The sequence below is a fragment of the Amycolatopsis bullii genome (assembly GCF_014654205.1).
Classification (GTDB): Bacteria; Actinomycetota; Actinomycetes; order Mycobacteriales; family Pseudonocardiaceae; genus Amycolatopsis; species Amycolatopsis plumensis.
Map to the genome: position 1 here is coordinate 30,614 of NZ_BNAW01000006.1, position 14,959 is coordinate 45,572.

Genomic DNA, 14,959 nt, shown 5'->3' on the forward strand with positions numbered 1-14,959 from the left:
CTAACGGTTTTCAGTCGGACGCGATCCCAGCGGCGGCGCTTCGCCGCTCGATCATCACGACGTCGCGCCACTGGCCGTGATGTCGGCCGATCCGTTCGCGGGTACCGAGTTCGCGGAAGCCGGCGCGCCGGTGGAGTGCCCTGCTCGCACTGTTCTCGGGGAAGATGCCGCTTTGGATCGTCCAGATCCCGGCTTTCTCGGTCGAGCTGATGAGCGCGTTCAGGAGCGCGTAGCCAACGCCCTGGCCGTGCGCGGTCGGGCGCACGTACACGCTGTGCTCGACAACCCCGGCGTAAACGCAGCGGTAGGACACGGCGCTCACCGCGGTCCAGCCGAGCACGTCTCCAGCGGCATCGAGAGCCACGAGCCGGTGCGCCGGCAGATGGACGGCGTCCCACGTGGCCCAGTCGGGGGCGGTGGTTTCGAAGCTGGCGTGCCCGGTGTCGAGTCCGGCTTGGTAGGTCGCCAAGACCTGCTCGGCGTGGTCGGCCGCCATCGGGATGACAAGGGGAGGCCGGGTGGCGCGGATGATTGCCGAGTGCAGCTTGTCGCCGACTTCGTGGGTCAGCCGGACGTCAATTCCGGCGAACCCGGCGTCACGTAGGAGAGCGCGGTAGCGGCCGGCGGTGAGCGCGCCGCCGAGGCACTCGACCACGCCGGTGCGGGCTGCGCGTTCGGCGTCGGTGAGGGTGTGGTCGGCCACGATGTCGGTGATCCCGAGCCGGCCGCCGGGGCGCAGGACGCGGGCGATCTCGGCGAACACGGCCGGCTTGTCGGACGACAGCGCGATGACGCAGTTGGAGATGACGACGTCGACCGAGGCGTCCGGGAGCGGGATGCGCTCGATCGTGCCGTTGACGAACTCGGCGTTCGTGACGCCAGCCTGGTCGGCGTGGCGGCGGGCGAGGGTGAGCATGTCGTCGGTCATGTCCAGGCCGATGGCGCGGCCGGCCGGGCCGACGCGGCGGGCGGAGAGCAGGACGTCGAGCCCGCCACCCGAGCCGAGATCGAGCACCGTTTCCCCGGGGTGCAGGTCGGCGACGGCCAGCGGGTTGCCACACCCGAGGCTGGTCGCGGTCACCTCGGCCGGGATCTCCTCGCCGGTGTAGTGGACGGCGCCGAGCCGTTCGGCGTCCCCGTCGCCGGTGAGCAGGCCGGTTCCCTCGCCGGCCAGAGCCCGCCGCGCAGCGGTCCCGTAGCGCTCGCGGACGACGTCCCGGTCGGGGCTCATCGGGCGATCTCGCAGGTGACGGCGGCGAACGGCAGCACTCCGCGGCCCATGACGACGTCGGCGGCGGTCGGGAAGCAGGACACGCAGCGCTGGTTGACCTGGTAGAGCCGTGAGGTGCCGCGTGGTTCGGCGAGCACGAACCGGGCTTCCGTGAGGATCTTGAGATGGGCGGATACGGTGGACTGGCCGACCTCGACCCGTTCGACGATCTGCCCGACCGTCATCGGGGCGCCGGTGGAAGCCAGCAGGTTGAGGATCTGGACCCGCGTCGGGTCGGCCAGCGCGCGGAACCAGCCCGCGTAGGTCTCGGCAGTGTGGCGATCGAGCACGACAACCCCTTCATCGTCCATCGACGATAGACGATGAATGACCGGGGTGGAAGGTTCAGGACATCGCGGGGACCAGCACTGCCGACAGGCGGGCCAGCACCTCGGGACGAACGCGGTAGTAAACCCACGTCCCGCGCCGCTCGCCGGTGATCAATCCGGACTCGCGCAGCACCTTGAGGTGGTGGGAGATGGTCGGGCCGGTCAGGTCGAAGGCGTCGGTCAGGTCGCAGACGCACGCCTCGCCGCCGGAGTGGGAGGCGATCAGCGAAAGCAGCCGCAGGCGGACCGGGTCGGCCATCGCCTTGAACAGCTTGGACAGCTCGGCGGCCTGCTCCTGGTTCAGCGGTTCGCGGGCGAGCGGGGAGCAGCAGGCGTCCACCACGGCGAGCGGCAGCTGTTTCGGCATGCGTCTATCTTGACAGGCTTCTAAGTAGAAGCCAATCTAAGCCCAGGCATTGCTTAGATGAACGTCTATCCAAGGAGGACGGGATGTCACGGGTACAGCTCGCGCTGCGGGTCGGGGACCTCGAAGGCTCGATCGACTTCTACTCGAAGCTGTTCGGCACGGAGCCGGCCAAGCGCCGCCCCGGGTACGCGAACTTCGCCATCGCCGAACCGGCGCTCAAGCTCGTGCTCCTGGAGGGCGAGCCGGGGCAGGCGACGGTCATGGACCACCTCGGCGTCGAGGTCGAGTCGACCGACCAGGTCAGCGAGGCCGGCAAGCGCCTGACCGGCGAGGGGCTGGAGACGCTGACCGAGGACAACACCACCTGCTGCTACGCCGTCCAGGACAAGGTGTGGGTGCACGGCCCCGGCCAGGAGCCGTGGGAGGTGTACACCGTCAAGGCGGACTCGCAGATCGACAAAGCCACTCAGCCTGACGGCTGCTGCTCCTGAGAACCAGACGTCACCGCACCACCTTCTCCTGGCTGGCCGCCCACGACGCCAACAGCGCCAGGCCGTCCGCGGTCGCCGTGCCGGTGGGTGCCGTGTAGATGGTCAAGTGCATGCCCGGTTCGGACGGCAGCTCCAGTGACTCGACGTCCAGGTCAAGCCGGCCCACTGCCGGGTGGTGCATGCGCTTGCGGCCGGAGCGGTGGAGCCGGACGTCCCGGGATGCCCACCGCTGCCGGAACAGTTCGCTGCGGGTCGACAGCTCGCCGACCAAGGCGATCAGGTCCTCGTCGTGGGGATTGCGGCCGGCTTCCATGCGGAGCTTCGCGGCCACATCGACGGCGATTCGGTCGTAGTCGACGAAGAACGCTTCTGCCGCTTCGGAATCCAGGTACACGAACCGGGCGATGTTCGCCGGTCGGCGGGGGTCGGCCAGTACCGGGGAATACAGTGCTCGAGCCAAATTATTTGTGGCCAGGACGTCGTAACGACTGCTGCAAATCCACGCCGGCGCCTCGGTGATGGCGTCGAGCACCTGCTGGAGCGCCGGACGCACCGTCGCGGCGGGGCGCCGGCGGCGTGGACCGCCGCCGGGCGCCCTGGACTGCCGGGCCAGGTGAAAAAGGTGGTCGCGCTCGGCCTCGTCGAGTTGCAACGCCTTGGCCAATGCGTCGAGCACTCCGTCGGACGTGCCGGCGAGGCTGCCGCGCTCCATGCGCACGTAGTAGTCGACGGAAACCCCTGCCAGCAGTGCTACTTCTTCGCGACGCAACCCTTTGACCCGGCGGTTGCCGCCGTAGGCGGGGAGTCCGGCTCGCTCAGGGGTGATCCGCGCGCGGCGGGAGCTCAGGAATTCCTTGATCTCGGTGCGCAGATCCATCGTGGCCACCTCGTCACCGTAGTTCCCGTCCGACGGCGAAGCGTCGCGCCTACGTCCCTGACGCGGTCGTGGCGATGCCGCCGTCGACCGGGATGATCGTGCCCGTCACGTAGGCCGCGGCCCGGCTGGCGAGGAACACGGCGACACCGGCCATGTCGTCGTCGCGGCCGAGGCGGCGCAGCGGTGCCTTCGCCGCGATCTGGTCACCGACGGCGTCGAGCGTGGCCGCCATCATGTGCGACGGGAACGGTCCGGGCGCCACCGCGTTCACCGTCACGTGCTGCGGGCCCAGTTCCCTGGCCAGCACCCTGGTGAGCTGGTGGAGCGCGGCTTTGCTGCTGGCGTACGAATAGTTGGGCGACTCGGCGACGTGGATGGCGGCGATGCTGCCGATGTTGATGACCCGGGCGGGATCATCGGCGGTGCCGGATCGGCGAAGGGCCGGGAGCAGCGCCTGCACCAGCCAGAACGGCGACTTGAGGTTGACGTCGAGCACGGTGTCCCAGGCCTCGTCCGGGAACGTCTCCAGCGGCTCGCGCCACATCGCTCCCGCGTTGTTGACGAGGATGTCCAGGCCTTCGCCCTCGACGAGATCGGCGAGGCGCCGGCACTCGTCGTGCCGGGACAGGTCGGCGGGAATTGCTTGCACGTCACCGAATTCGGCCAGCAGCCGCTGCGCCTCCGCACACACGTCCGCCTGGCGGGAGCTGATGACGACGCGGGCGCCCGCCTGCAGCAGGCCGCGCGCGATCATCATCCCGATGCCCCTGGTGCCGCCGGTGACAAGTGCGGACTTCCCGCTCAAATCGAACAGGTCCGCGTGCGTGGTGAACTCGTTTTCCGACATGCGAAGACCGTGACAGGGATCCTGTACGTCGGGGAGATCCTGGTGGTCCAGGTACTGGGAGACCCCCCACGACGTTCGCACCAGCAAATAGCTCGGTGTCGTTTCGGCGGGTCCGGGCTTAGCTTCGAGCAATGGCGAACGAACTGACCATTCCGCTCCTGCCTTGTCCTTCCATCGACGAGATCGCGTCGTTCTACGAGATGCTCGGCTTCGAGATCACCTACCGGCAGACGCGGCCGAACCCGCACGTCGCCCTGCGGCGGGAAGACATCAACCTGCACTTCTTCGGGATGGACGGCTACGACCCGGCGCAGTCGTACAGCACGTGCCTGGTCATCGTGGCGGACACCGGCGAGCTGTTCGAGGCCTTCGCGGCGGGAATGCGGTCCGTGCACGGAAAACTGCTCGTCTCCGGCATCCCGCGGATGACCCGGCCGCGGCTGCGCAACGACCGGTACACCGGGTTCACCGTCGTCGATCCGGGCGGCAACTGGATCCGGATCCACCAGGCCACCACGGCACCCGAGGCGCAGACCAAGCTCGCCAAAGCCATGGAGAACGCCGCGAGGCAGGCGGACGCGCGCGGTGACGAACGCCAGGGGCTGAAGATCCTCGAAGGTGCGCTGAAGCGGGCGACCGGCGACGAACCGGAGTTCCAGGCGGTGCGGGAGTACCGCGACGAGCTCATCGAACGGATCAATGGAGCTGAGCAGTGAGCGGTCCCGGGGTCAACCGTCTTTTCCTCGGGCGGCTACCGGGCACACTCCGGCAGCGAGCCACTTTTCCCGCAGGTCCGAGGGGATGGTCAGCGTCGTCGGCTGTCCGTTGGTCAGCGTTCGGACGCTTCCGCCCAGCAGGAGACTGCCTGCCTTGTCGAGCACGGCCGTCGCCACTCGGCTGCGGTCTTCCGAACGCTCGAGCAGGCGCATCACCCGCACGCCCGTGCCCACCGTGCGGGCCCAGGCGCGTGAGTGCGGTACCTCGAGCCAGTCCGCGACCTCCGGGGTGACCACCTGGCGGACCATCGCGGCGACCACGCCGTCGAACGCCTTGCCCGGCACCAGGTCCTCGTACAAGCTCAGCAGGTTGCGGGTGAGCTCGACCCCCTCGGCGGACGGGCCGTAACTCGCCTCGACGAGCCGGGCGTTGAGCGCCTGGGCCTCGGCGAGGGTCTCGGGCATGGCGTCGGCCGGGATGCCCAGCAGGGCGCCGGTCACCCGCCACACGTAGTAGTAATCCTCGGCTTCGCGGTCGGTGACGGCGATGCCGATGCGGCGCATTCCGTCGATGACCTGGACCGAGAAGATGAGCAACGCACCGAGCATGTCCTGCTGGCACAACGGCACGCCGTCCGCCTCGATGTCCCACTCGCCGGATCGGGTGATGAAGTACCGCACCGCGGCGTGGATCAGCCGCGTTTTCTGGATCGTCGGGACGAAACTGCCGCCGGAGCCGAACGGGTTGCGGCCCATCAGGTGCAGCACGAACTGCGCCGTTTCCGACAGCCGGCGGTGGGGCTGGTTGAGCCGGTGCGTCAGCGACAGCACGCGCGACGGCCTCGGCTGGGCGTAGCAGTTGACCATCGCGCCGAACGACAGCACCGAGGCGACGTGGACCCCGTCGTCGACGAAGAACTCGTACGCGCTCGCGACACGGTCGAGGTCGGCCCAGTCCGGTGGGGCGTCCGTCGCCACGAGGTAACGGCGCACCGTTTCGGGCAGGTCCTCGGGAATCGGCTGGTCGTTGTCGCGGAAGTGGGCCAGCACCTCGTTAACCACCTGGGTCGTCCCGCCGGACACCAGATCGGCGATCACCGCGTCGGCGAGCGGATCACCTTGGTACTTCAGCGCTTCGACGGCGGACTGCATCTGCTCCTGTGCCACGCGTTCAGCCTCGGCCGGATCGCCGACCCGGCGCTAGCGCTGTTCGGGCAGGCCGGCTTCACGACGGACTGAAGTCCTGGTCACGCAGCGTGATACAGGTCAGCCCTGCCGGGAAGAGAAGTCCGGCAGGGCTGAGCGATCACGGTCGGCGCGCCGCACGGTCGCCTCTCGGCGAGTGGCGCAACGCGGCTCCAGCCGGACGGAACTCCGCGAAGGCGATGGGTGCGGCCCGGGGGACACGGTGGGCACACCGACCACTCAGTACAACAGGACGGCCTGGTTCGGTATTTCCCCGTGGGTGTGACGTGCGTTACCAGTGGTTCCACGTGGAACCACGAGTGCCCGACACCGCCCCGATCCCGTGCAGTAACATCGCCGATAAGGGAAGCAAGCTGAGAAGGGGGCTTCGGTGAAGAAGCTGCTGGCACTCGCCGTCATCGCGGGCGGCGTCCTGTTCGTCGTCAAGCGCAACAAGGCAGCCAAGGCCGAAGCCGACCTCTGGCGCGAGGCGACCGCGCCGGTGCCCTCCACCAACGGCACCACCCCGGCCAAGCCGGCCGGCGCTTCCCACAACTGATCTTCACCGCGGGCCACGCCCGCGTCCCGGGGCTGTAGCTCAATTGGTAGAGCACCGCCTTTGCAAGGCGGGGGTCAGGGGTTCGATTCCCCTCAGCTCCACAACCCGAGGAACGTGACCAAGGCCAGGTCGGCGGAAACACCGCTGACCTGGCCTTGGTCGTATTCGGCGAACGTCCCTGCCGCTCCCTCTCCGGAGTGAGCCGGTTGGTACCTCGGCGGGACGTCCGGCCGGGCCCGCCAGAGCAGGCTCGGGTCATGACGTCCTCCCTCTCCACCGTCCGGGACGGACGGCGGCCGCCGCGGTGGGCGGTGCTCGCCGCCCACGCCGTTCCGCTGGTCACGCTGCCGTCCGGGGTCTGGCGGTTGTTCCTCGCCGCCGGGGCCGACCTCGGGCTCCGACCACGGGACCCCTTCGGGCCCGGCGAAATCGTCTACATCGTCAGCCTGAGCCTGGTCTCCGAAGGCCTCGCCCTGCTCACCCTGGGGCTGGTCCGGCCGTGGGGTGAGCGGGTCTCCCGATGGGTGCCCGTGCTCGGTGGCCGTCGGGTCGCGCCGTACGCCGCGATAAAGCCCGCCGCGGCCGGGGCCCTCGCCTTGGCCGCGATCTGGGCCTACACCTTCCCCACCTTCCTCCGCTCCACCGGCGTCACCTTCACCGCGCCGGGGTGGCACGCCCTGCTCGTCGCCTGCTACGTGCCGGTGCTGCTGTGGGCTCCGCTGCTGGGCGCCGTCACGTGGGCGTACTGGCGGCGGCGCTGTCGCGATTGAGGCGGACAACGGCCGGTCCGGGTCAGGTTCGTGTCAGGTCGGTGTCAGGCCGCTCTCCGACAGTGGTTCCCATGACCGACCTGGCGATCACGGCCTCCGGACTGCGGAAGGCCTACCAAGACAAAACCGTCCTCGACGGCGTCGACCTCGAAGTCGAAGCCGGCACCATCTTCTCCCTGCTCGGCCCGAACGGCGCCGGCAAGACCACCACCGTCAACGTCCTCACGACGCTCGTCAAGGCGGACGCCGGCGCGATCCGCGTCGCCGGGCACGACCTGGTCACCCAGCCCAAGGCCGTGCGGGCCGCCATCGGCGTCACCGGACAGTTCGCCGCCGTCGACGAGCTGCTCACCGGGCAGGAAAACCTGCAGCTGATGGTCGACCTCACGCGGGGCGCCACGAAACAGGCCGTTGCCGAACTCCTCGAGCGCTTCGACCTCACCGAGGCGGCGCACAAACCGGCGTCGACCTACTCCGGGGGGATGCGCCGGAAGCTCGACCTCGCCATGACGCTCGTCGGCCGCCCGCGGATCATCTTCCTCGACGAGCCGACGACCGGGCTCGACCCGCGCAGCCGGCGCACCATGTGGGCGATCATCCGCGATCTCGTCGCCGACGGCGTCACCATCTTCCTCACCACCCAGTACCTCGAAGAGGCCGATCAGCTCGCCGACCGGATCGCCGTGCTCGACCAGGGCCGGCTCGTCGCCCAGGGCACCGCCGACGAACTGAAGCGCCGGATCCCCGGCACCCACGTCCGGCTCCGGTTCACCACCGCGGCCGAGCTCGACGCGGCCGCGCGGGTCCTCACCGACGCCGCACGGGACGACGAGGCCCTGGCCCTGCGCGTGCCCAGCGACGGCGGCACGAAGTCGCTTCGCTCCCTTTTGGACAGACTCGACGAATACGCGCTCAGCGCCGAAGAGCTCTCCGTCCACACCCCCGATCTCGACGACGTCTTCCTCGCCCTGACGGGCCACGCCACGGAGGTTCCCGCGAAATGAAGTCTCACTCGATGGTGATGCTGCGCCGCAACTTCAAGCACATCGCCCGCAACCCGATGTCGGTGTTCAACGCGATCCTGATGCCGGTCGTGGTCATGCTGATGTTCGTCTACATGTTCGGTGACGCCTTCAGCGTCGGCGTGGACTACGTCGACTACGCGACACCGGGGCTGATGCTGCTGGCTGTCTGCTACGGGCTGGGAGCCACCGCGACCGCGGTGAACTCCGACATGACCAAGGGCATCATCAACCGGTTCAAGGTCATGGACGTCTCCCGCGGCGCGGTGCTGACCGGGCACGTCGTCGCCAGCGTGCTGACCAACCTGGTCGCCATCGCGGCCCTCCTCGGCGTCGCCTTCCTGCTCGGCTTCAGCCCCGCGGCGGGCTTCTTCGACTGGCTCGGCGCGCTCGGCGTCGTCGTGCTGCTCGGGTTCGCGACCGGCTGGCTCACGATCGCGCTGGGCCTGGCGGCGAAAACCCCGGAAACGGCCGGCCTGGCCTCGGTGCCGCTGGTCATGCTGCCGTTCTTCAGCAGCGCGATCGTGCCGGCCGACAAGATGGGCCCCGGCCTCAAGCAGCTCGCGGAGTACCAGCCGTTCACGCCGATCATCGAAACCCTGCGTGGGCTGCTCAACGGGACGCCGGCCACCGGCACCCTGCTCGCCGCCCTCGGCTGGTGCGCCGGGATCGCGGTCGTCGGCTACCTGTGGGCCTCGGCCACTTTCAAGAAGCGAGCGTGACCGCGGCCAGCTCCGGCCAGCTCGCCGCCGCCCCTTCCCGCGTCGCCTCGGTGAACCCCTCGTCACCGAGGCGACGTCGTGCGGTCTCCTCGATCCGCGCCGCGTCCGGGTGCGACCGGTCCGGCAGGCCACGGACTCCCGCGCTCGCTCCCAGCAACCGCGCGGCCTGCTCGTCCTGACCGGTGCGCAGGGCCAGGTCCGCGAGGCCGACCAGGACCCGCGCCACCATCAGCGGGTGTCCCGTCTCGGTCACCGCTTCGAACGCCGCCGCCCAGTGCGCCCGCGATGCGCCGACGTCCTCGGCGAGGTAACCGAGCAGCTCCTGGGCCACCGCTTGGACAATGGCCCGCTCGGCGTGTTCGCCCAGCATCTTCGTCGCGACGTCGAGCCGGCGGCGCGCCTGGACCGTGTCGCCGCTCCAGCGCGCGAGTTCCGCCTCGGCCAGGGCGAGCTCGGCCTGCGCGTTCGGCCAGGCCACCCCCTCCGCGAACCGCTGGGCCTCGGCCAGCGCGGTGGCGCTCGCCTTTTCGTCGCCGAGCAGCCAGTACAGCTGGGCCTGCCGCGATCGCATCCGCACGACGTCCTCGATGGCGCCGACCTCGGTCACCACCTCGATGGCCTGCTCGTAGTACTCGCACGCCTCCGCGAACTCGCCGCGGACGGTGATGCGGTCCGCCAGCTCGGTCAGGGCGAACGACGTGCCCCACCGCTCGCCGAGCGCGCGGAACTCGGCGACCGCCGTCTCGAGCAGCGCGTCCGTCTCCCGGTCACCGTGCCCGAACTGGACGCGCATCTTGCCCAGCTGCAGCCGGGCCACCGCGCGCACCCAGGGGTCTTCGTCGGCGAGCAGCGGTTCGAACGCCGTCAGCGCCGCGTCCGGTCCGTGCAGCAGGCGCTCCAGCGCGGCGGCGAACCGCAACGTCACCGGCGGGTTTTCGACCTTCAGGCTGATCTCGTACGCCTTGCGGATCCACTCTTCCGCGCGGTACTCGTCGCTCTGCTGCCCGGACGTCACGAACTGGACGACGAACGTGTAGACCAGGCCGCGGATCTCGTCCGGCACCTCGCCGGGCACGGCCGTGGCCGCCATGACCAGCTCGTTGCCCTCCGTCCGGTGCCCCGCGAGCCACCAGTACCAGCCGGCGGTCGCCGCGAGCCGCATGGCTTCGGCTGCTTCGCCCGCCGCGAGGGCTCCGCGCATCGCCGCGGTGATGTTCTCGTGCTCGGCCTCGAGCGTGGCGAGCCATTCGAGCTGCTCGGCGCGGCGCAGGTGCGGCTCCGCGGTCTCGGCGAGTTCGGTGAAGTACGCGAGGTGGGCGCGCCGGGCGACGTCCGTCTCGCCCGCCTCCGCGAGCCGCTGCTCGGCGTACTCCTTGATCGTGCCGAGCATGCGGTAACGCTCGCCGACCACCACGACCAGGGACTTCTCGGTCAACGCGGTCAGCAGCTCCAGGACGTCGTGGTCCCCGCAGATCCGCTCGGCCGCCTCCAGGCTCGCCCCGCCGGAGAACACCGAAAGCCGGCGCAGCACGACGCGTTCGGCGTCGGAGAGCAGCTCCCAGCTCCAGTCGATCACCGCGCGCAGCGTCCGGTGCCGGGGGAGCGCGGTCCGGCTGCCGCCGGTCAGCAGGCGGAACCGGTCGTCGAGCCGGTGCGCGAGCTGGTCGAGCGACATCGTGCGCAGGCGGGCCGCGGCGAGCTCGATGGCCAGCGGCATCCCGTCCAGCGCGCGGCAGACGCGGGCCAGCGTGCGGACGTCCACCGCGAGGTCCTTGCGCACCGCGCCGGCCCGGTCCCGCAGCAGCCGGACGGCCGGGGCGGCCTCGATTTCGGCGGGATCGGCGTTTTCCGCCGGCAGGACCAGGGGCGCGACCTGCCACAGCGCCTCGCCGGTGATGCCGAGCGGTTCCCGGCTCGTCGCGAGGATCCGCAGCCGGCGGCACTCCCCGAGCACCCGGTGCGCGAAGGCCGCCGCGGCTTCGATGACGTGCTCGCAGTTGTCGAGGATCAGCAGCATCGAACGCTCGCGCAGGGCGGCGATGACCCGGTCGGTCGGCTCGGCGTCCGGTGCCTCGCCGACGAGCGAGTCCCGCAGCTTGAGCGCGCCGAGCGTCGCCTGGGCGACGTCGTCGCCCGGGCCGATCGCCGCCAGTTCGACCAGCCACGCGCCGTCCGGCAGGTCGCCGAGCAGCGTGCGCGCGGTCTCCGTGGCCTGCCGGGTCTTCCCCGAACCGCCCGGCCCGATCAGGGTGGTGAGCCGGTGTTCGGCGATGAGCTCGCGGACCGCGGTGAGGTCGGCGTCCTTGCCGACGTAGCTGGTCAGCTCGGCCCGCAGGTTCGTCTTCGGGCTTTCCTGCCGCCGTCCCAGCTCGCCACGCAGCAGCGCGACGTGCACTTCGGACAGTTCCGGCGACGGGTCGACGCCGAGGGAGTCGGCCAGGATTTCCCGGGTGCGCTCGTAGGCCAGCAGCGCCTCGGTGTCGCGGCCGGTCGCGACGAGGGCACGCATCAACGCGGCGACGAGCCGTTCGCGCATCGGGTGCGCAGCGACCAGGTCGGTCAGCTCGGTGACCAGCTCCGCGCCGCCGCCGAGCCGGACCTCCGCGTCGAACCGGTCCTCCAAAGCGGCCAGGCGCAGCCCTTCGAGCCGGGTGACCGCCGCCTCGAACGCCGCGCTCTCCGGCAGTTCGACGTCCTGCATGGCCGGACCGCGCCAGAGCGCGAGGGCCTCCCGCAGCCGGTGCGGGTCGGCTTCCTGGCGGGCCCGGCCGACAAGGCGTTCGAACCGCACGGCGTCGACGTCGTCGGGCGTCACCACCAGCCGGTAGCCGGTCGGCCGTCCGTCGACCGAACCTTCGGGCAGCGCCTTGCGCAGCCGGGAAACCAGGCGCTGCAAGGCGTTCGGTGCCTCGGCGGGCGGCTGCTCACCCCAGATCCAGTCGACGAGCGTGGCTTTCGGGACCACCTGGCCCGGTTCGAGCGCGAGGGCGACCAGCAGCCCGCGCAGGCGGGCGCCCGGCACCTCGGCGAGCGCGCCGTCGTCCGTGCGCACTTCGAAGGGCCCCAGGATCCCGATCTGCACCCGGCCGATCTTGCCACGGGCAATGGTGTCCGAGGCGTGTCAGGCCCGTGTCAGGCCACTCGGCGATCGTCGTCGGCACACCCACGAAAGGAAAGCCGATGAGCCAGCACGGACTCCCCATGGACCGCGACGCGGGACCCTTCGACCCGCCGAGCGCGCTCACCCGGCTGCGCGACACCCGCCCGGTCAGCCCGCTGGTGTTCCCCGACGGGCACGAAGGCTGGCTCGTCACCGGCTACGAAGAGGTCCGGCAGATGATGGCCGACACGCGGTTCAGCTCCCGGCTGGACCTCGACGTCATCCACGTGCCGTACGAGACGGGCATGCCCGCCGCCACCGAGCCGTCGCCGCCGATGCCGGGCATGTTCATCGCGATGGACCCGCCGGAGCACAGCAGGCTGCGCCGCAAGCTCACCGGCGCCTTCACCGTCAAGCGGATGAAGCAGCTGGAGGAGCACATCGCCGACGTCGTCGAGCGGCAGCTGGACCACCTCGCGCGGCTGGCCCCGCCGGTCGACCTGGTCAAGGAGTTCGCGCTCCCGGTGCCGTCGCTGGTGATCTGCGAACTGCTCGGCGTGCCCTACGCGGACCGGGACACGTTCCAGGCGAACTCGGCCCAGTTCATGGTCCGGGAGCAGACCCTCGAGGAGAAGATGGGCGCGTACGTCGCGCTGAACACCTACCTGGCCGAACTGGTCACGAGCAAGCGCGCCGAGCCCGGCGAGGACATCCTGTCCGACCTGGCCCGCCACGACGACCTGACCGTCGAGGAGCTGACCGGCGCGGCGTTCCTGCTGCTGCTCGCGGGCCACGAGACGACGGCCAACATGCTGTCGCTGGGCACGTTCGCGCTGCTGGAGCACCCCGGGCAGCGCGCCGAGCTGGCCGCCGACGCGGACCTGCTGCCCGGGGCCGTGGAGGAGATGCTGCGCTACCTGTCGGTGGCCGACATCTTCTTCCGCTACGCCACGGAGGACCTCGAGCTCGGCGGCGAGACGATCACGAAGGGCTCGACGGTCGTGGTCTCGCTGCTCGCCGCCAACCACGACCCCCGGCGCTTCGAAAACCCGGACACGCTGGACATCCGCCGCAACGCCCGCGGGCTCCTGTCCTTCGGCCACGGCGTCCACCAGTGTCTCGGCCAGCAGCTGGCCCGCATCGAGATGCGCGCCGGCTTCGGCAGCCTGCTGCGCCGGTTCCCGACGCTGGCGCTGGCGGTGCCGGCCGAGGAGGTGAAGCTGCGCACGGACATGAACATCTACGGCGTCCACGAGCTGCCGGTCACGTGGACCGCAGGAAGCTGAGCACCGCGTCCCTCCCCGCGTGGCCGCGCTCGCGGTTCTGGATCGAGTGCGACTCGCCCGGCACGATCACCAGCTCGCCGCGCGGGGCCCGGGCCGCTTCCTCACGCGCCCACTCCAGCGGCGTCGACAGGTCGCGGTCGCCGTTGAGCAGCAGGACCGGGACGTCCGGCAGCGGCCCGGCCGGGTTGGCCGCCGGGTGTTCCGCCGGCCACGGCAGGCAGCTCTGGATGAAGCCCTGCTGCGTGGCCACGCCGGTCGTGTACGGCCAGGTCGCCGACTCGGGGAGCGTGTGGGCGGCCAGCGACAGCAGCGGACGGCGGAGCGCGAGCGGGGTCGCCGCGGAGCCCCACGGGAACCGCCCGTCCGCGCACAGCGTGGCCGCGTGCAGGCCGGCGCTGAACGACGCCGGGTCGTCGCCGCCGGACTGGTAGGCCTCCAGGAGGCCGTCCAAGCGCGCCGGATCGCCGGTACGGGCTTCGTGCAGGGCGCCGATGATGTCGCCCGCCGCCGGGTTCCGGTAGGAGGGATCCGCGAATTCGTACGACACCACCGTGTCGAAGATCCGCACACCGTCCGCGGTGCTGCGGTGGCGGACCACCCACGCCAGGTCCTCGGCCGGGTCGTAGCCGCAGGCCGGGGCCACCGCGCACGCCGCGCGCAGCACGCGTGCCTCGGCCGTCATGCCCGTCAGGTACAGCGACGCCGACGCGGAAGCGTGGTGGGGCAGCACCGAATCGAGGATCACCTTGCTGACGTTGTGCGGGTGGGCGATCGCGTACCGCGCCGCCGTGAACGAGCCGTACGAGACGCCGTCGACGACCAGCTTCGGCACGCCGAGCGCCTGCCGGAGCTGGTCGAAGTCCGCCACGCTCTGGTCGGTCGAGTACAGCGGGGCCGTGTCGCCGAGGATGCGCGCGCACTCCTTCACCGCGCCGGCCGACGGCGTCGCGATGTCCGAACTGCCCATCTCCGCCTGCAGACCGGGGCACCGCAGCGCCCCCGAAGGTCCGGTTCCCCGCTGGTCGAGCATGACGATCCGGTAGTCCTGCGCGACTTCCGGCAGCCGTTGCCTGGCGATTCGCGTGATCGTGCCGACGCCGCCCTGGCCCGGGCCGCCGGTGAGGAACAGCAGCACGCCCTTGGGCGCGTTGGCGTTGTCGGCGGTCGCCACGGGCAGGTCGAGCGTGCCCGGCACGCGGCCGGTGTGGTCGAGCGGGACGGTCAGGGTCGAGCACGTGAAGCCCGGCTGTCCCGGGCACGGGTGCGGATCCGCCAGCTCCGGTCGTCCCCCGGGACGCGCGTCGGCCGGGGCCGCACCCCCGAGTGCGGCGGTCAGCGCCAGGACCAGCCCGGCGGTCAGCATCTTCGAGCGCATGCCTGCATCATGCGCACACCGGCGCGGAACCCGCATACCCCCG

15 protein-coding genes and 1 tRNA gene are annotated in these 14,959 nt (G+C 70.7%); 8 read left to right on the forward strand and 8 right to left on the reverse strand.

Annotated elements, in window-relative coordinates:
- Positions 1-10: 10 nt before the first annotated feature.
- From IE317_RS10040 to IE317_RS10050, 3 genes are read right to left on the reverse strand one after another with little or no spacing between them, the layout of a single operon-like run.
- Complete coding sequence (locus IE317_RS10040; protein ID WP_191308570.1) at positions 11-1,231, reverse strand: GNAT family N-acetyltransferase; 1,221 nt, start codon at positions 1,229-1,231, stop codon at positions 11-13.
- Complete coding sequence (locus IE317_RS10045) at positions 1,228-1,560, reverse strand: ArsR/SmtB family transcription factor (protein ID WP_229902620.1); 333 nt, start codon at positions 1,558-1,560, stop codon at positions 1,228-1,230. The genes IE317_RS10040 and IE317_RS10045 overlap by 4 nt, the downstream gene beginning before the upstream one ends.
- Positions 1,561-1,615: 55 nt before the next feature.
- Positions 1,616-1,966 carry an ArsR/SmtB family transcription factor gene (locus IE317_RS10050; protein WP_191308576.1) on the reverse strand — a complete coding sequence of 117 codons (351 nt, stop codon included), beginning with the start codon at positions 1,964-1,966 and terminating at the stop codon, positions 1,616-1,618.
- Positions 1,967-2,049: 83 nt separating this feature from the next.
- Here IE317_RS10050 and IE317_RS10055 point away from each other — a divergent pair, with 83 nt between their 5' ends.
- Entirely contained in the window at positions 2,050-2,457 is a 408-nt protein-coding gene (locus tag IE317_RS10055) for an ArsI/CadI family heavy metal resistance metalloenzyme (protein WP_191308578.1), read from the forward strand.
- A 10-nt stretch (positions 2,458-2,467) separates the two neighbouring features.
- On the opposite strand, the gene IE317_RS10060 is transcribed toward IE317_RS10055, so the two are convergent.
- Both IE317_RS10060 and IE317_RS10065 read right to left on the reverse strand, forming a co-directional pair.
- Positions 2,468-3,343 carry a helix-turn-helix transcriptional regulator gene (locus IE317_RS10060; protein WP_191308580.1) on the reverse strand — a complete coding sequence of 292 codons (876 nt, stop codon included), beginning with the start codon at positions 3,341-3,343 and terminating at the stop codon, positions 2,468-2,470.
- A gap of 40 nt (positions 3,344-3,383) precedes the next feature.
- Positions 3,384-4,181: an SDR family oxidoreductase gene (locus IE317_RS10065; RefSeq protein ID WP_191308583.1), complete on the reverse strand. Its 798-nt coding sequence runs from the start codon at positions 4,179-4,181 to the stop codon at positions 3,384-3,386.
- A gap of 131 nt (positions 4,182-4,312) precedes the next feature.
- Here IE317_RS10065 and IE317_RS10070 point away from each other — a divergent pair, with 131 nt between their 5' ends.
- Positions 4,313-4,897 (forward strand): hypothetical protein, encoded by a 585-nt coding sequence (locus tag IE317_RS10070; RefSeq protein ID WP_191308586.1) that lies wholly within the window; start codon positions 4,313-4,315, stop codon positions 4,895-4,897.
- Positions 4,898-4,909: 12 nt separating this feature from the next.
- On the opposite strand, the gene IE317_RS10075 is transcribed toward IE317_RS10070, so the two are convergent.
- Positions 4,910-6,064 carry an oxygenase MpaB family protein gene (locus tag IE317_RS10075; protein WP_229902621.1) on the reverse strand — a complete coding sequence of 385 codons (1,155 nt, stop codon included), beginning with the start codon at positions 6,062-6,064 and terminating at the stop codon, positions 4,910-4,912.
- A gap of 409 nt (positions 6,065-6,473) precedes the next feature.
- On the opposite strand from IE317_RS10075, the gene IE317_RS10080 reads away from it, so the two are divergent.
- The 5 genes from IE317_RS10080 (at position 6,474) to IE317_RS10100 (ending at position 9,155) form a co-directional block, all read left to right on the forward strand.
- A complete protein-coding gene (locus IE317_RS10080) occupies positions 6,474-6,641 on the forward strand; it encodes a DLW-39 family protein (RefSeq protein ID WP_003100602.1) in 168 nt (55 codons plus the stop codon).
- Between the two features lie 28 nt (positions 6,642-6,669).
- Positions 6,670-6,742, forward strand: a tRNA-Ala gene (locus tag IE317_RS10085).
- 156 nt (positions 6,743-6,898) lie between these two features.
- Positions 6,899-7,411: a hypothetical protein gene (locus IE317_RS10090; RefSeq protein WP_191308588.1), complete on the forward strand. Its 513-nt coding sequence runs from the start codon at positions 6,899-6,901 to the stop codon at positions 7,409-7,411.
- Positions 7,412-7,482: 71 nt separating this feature from the next.
- On the forward strand, positions 7,483-8,415 hold the full coding sequence (locus IE317_RS10095) for an ATP-binding cassette domain-containing protein (protein WP_191308591.1): 933 nt from the start codon (positions 7,483-7,485) through the stop codon (positions 8,413-8,415).
- The gene (locus IE317_RS10100) at positions 8,412-9,155 is read left to right on the forward strand and encodes an ABC transporter permease (RefSeq protein WP_191308593.1); all 744 of its coding nucleotides are present in this window, start codon (positions 8,412-8,414) and stop codon (positions 9,153-9,155) included. Before IE317_RS10095 ends, IE317_RS10100 begins: the two co-directional genes overlap by 4 nt.
- Here IE317_RS10100 and IE317_RS10105 read toward each other — a convergent pair.
- The gene (locus IE317_RS10105; protein WP_191308595.1) at positions 9,139-12,237 is read right to left on the reverse strand and encodes a BTAD domain-containing putative transcriptional regulator; all 3,099 of its coding nucleotides are present in this window, start codon (positions 12,235-12,237) and stop codon (positions 9,139-9,141) included. The two genes, IE317_RS10100 and IE317_RS10105, sit on opposite strands and share 17 nt — an antisense overlap.
- A gap of 98 nt (positions 12,238-12,335) precedes the next feature.
- On the opposite strand from IE317_RS10105, the gene IE317_RS10110 reads away from it, so the two are divergent.
- A complete protein-coding gene (locus IE317_RS10110; RefSeq protein ID WP_191308597.1) occupies positions 12,336-13,541 on the forward strand; it encodes a cytochrome P450 in 1,206 nt (401 codons plus the stop codon).
- Here the strand turns inward: IE317_RS10110 and IE317_RS10115 are convergent.
- Positions 13,519-14,916, reverse strand: a complete 1,398-nt coding sequence (locus IE317_RS10115; protein ID WP_191308599.1) for an alpha/beta hydrolase — start codon at positions 14,914-14,916, stop codon at positions 13,519-13,521. The genes IE317_RS10110 and IE317_RS10115 overlap by 23 nt on opposite strands.
- Positions 14,917-14,959: the final 43 nt, after the last annotated feature.

Coding starts and splice junctions, on each gene's coding strand:
- IE317_RS10040 (WP_191308570.1), bottom strand. CDS start 1,231: ATGAGCCCCGACCGGGACGTCGTCCGCGAGCGCTACGGGACCGCTGCG.
- IE317_RS10050 (WP_191308576.1), bottom strand. CDS start 1,966: ATGCCGAAACAGCTGCCGCTCGCCGTGGTGGACGCCTGCTGCTCCCCG.
- IE317_RS10055 (WP_191308578.1), top strand. CDS start 2,050: ATGTCACGGGTACAGCTCGCGCTGCGGGTCGGGGACCTCGAAGGCTCG.
- IE317_RS10065 (WP_191308583.1), bottom strand. CDS start 4,181: ATGTCGGAAAACGAGTTCACCACGCACGCGGACCTGTTCGATTTGAGC.
- IE317_RS10070 (WP_191308586.1), top strand. CDS start 4,313: ATGGCGAACGAACTGACCATTCCGCTCCTGCCTTGTCCTTCCATCGAC.
- IE317_RS10090 (WP_191308588.1), top strand. CDS start 6,899: ATGACGTCCTCCCTCTCCACCGTCCGGGACGGACGGCGGCCGCCGCGG.
- IE317_RS10095 (WP_191308591.1), top strand. CDS start 7,483: ATGACCGACCTGGCGATCACGGCCTCCGGACTGCGGAAGGCCTACCAA.
- IE317_RS10100 (WP_191308593.1), top strand. CDS start 8,412: ATGAAGTCTCACTCGATGGTGATGCTGCGCCGCAACTTCAAGCACATC.
- IE317_RS10110 (WP_191308597.1), top strand. CDS start 12,336: ATGAGCCAGCACGGACTCCCCATGGACCGCGACGCGGGACCCTTCGAC.
- IE317_RS10115 (WP_191308599.1), bottom strand. CDS start 14,916: ATGCGCTCGAAGATGCTGACCGCCGGGCTGGTCCTGGCGCTGACCGCC.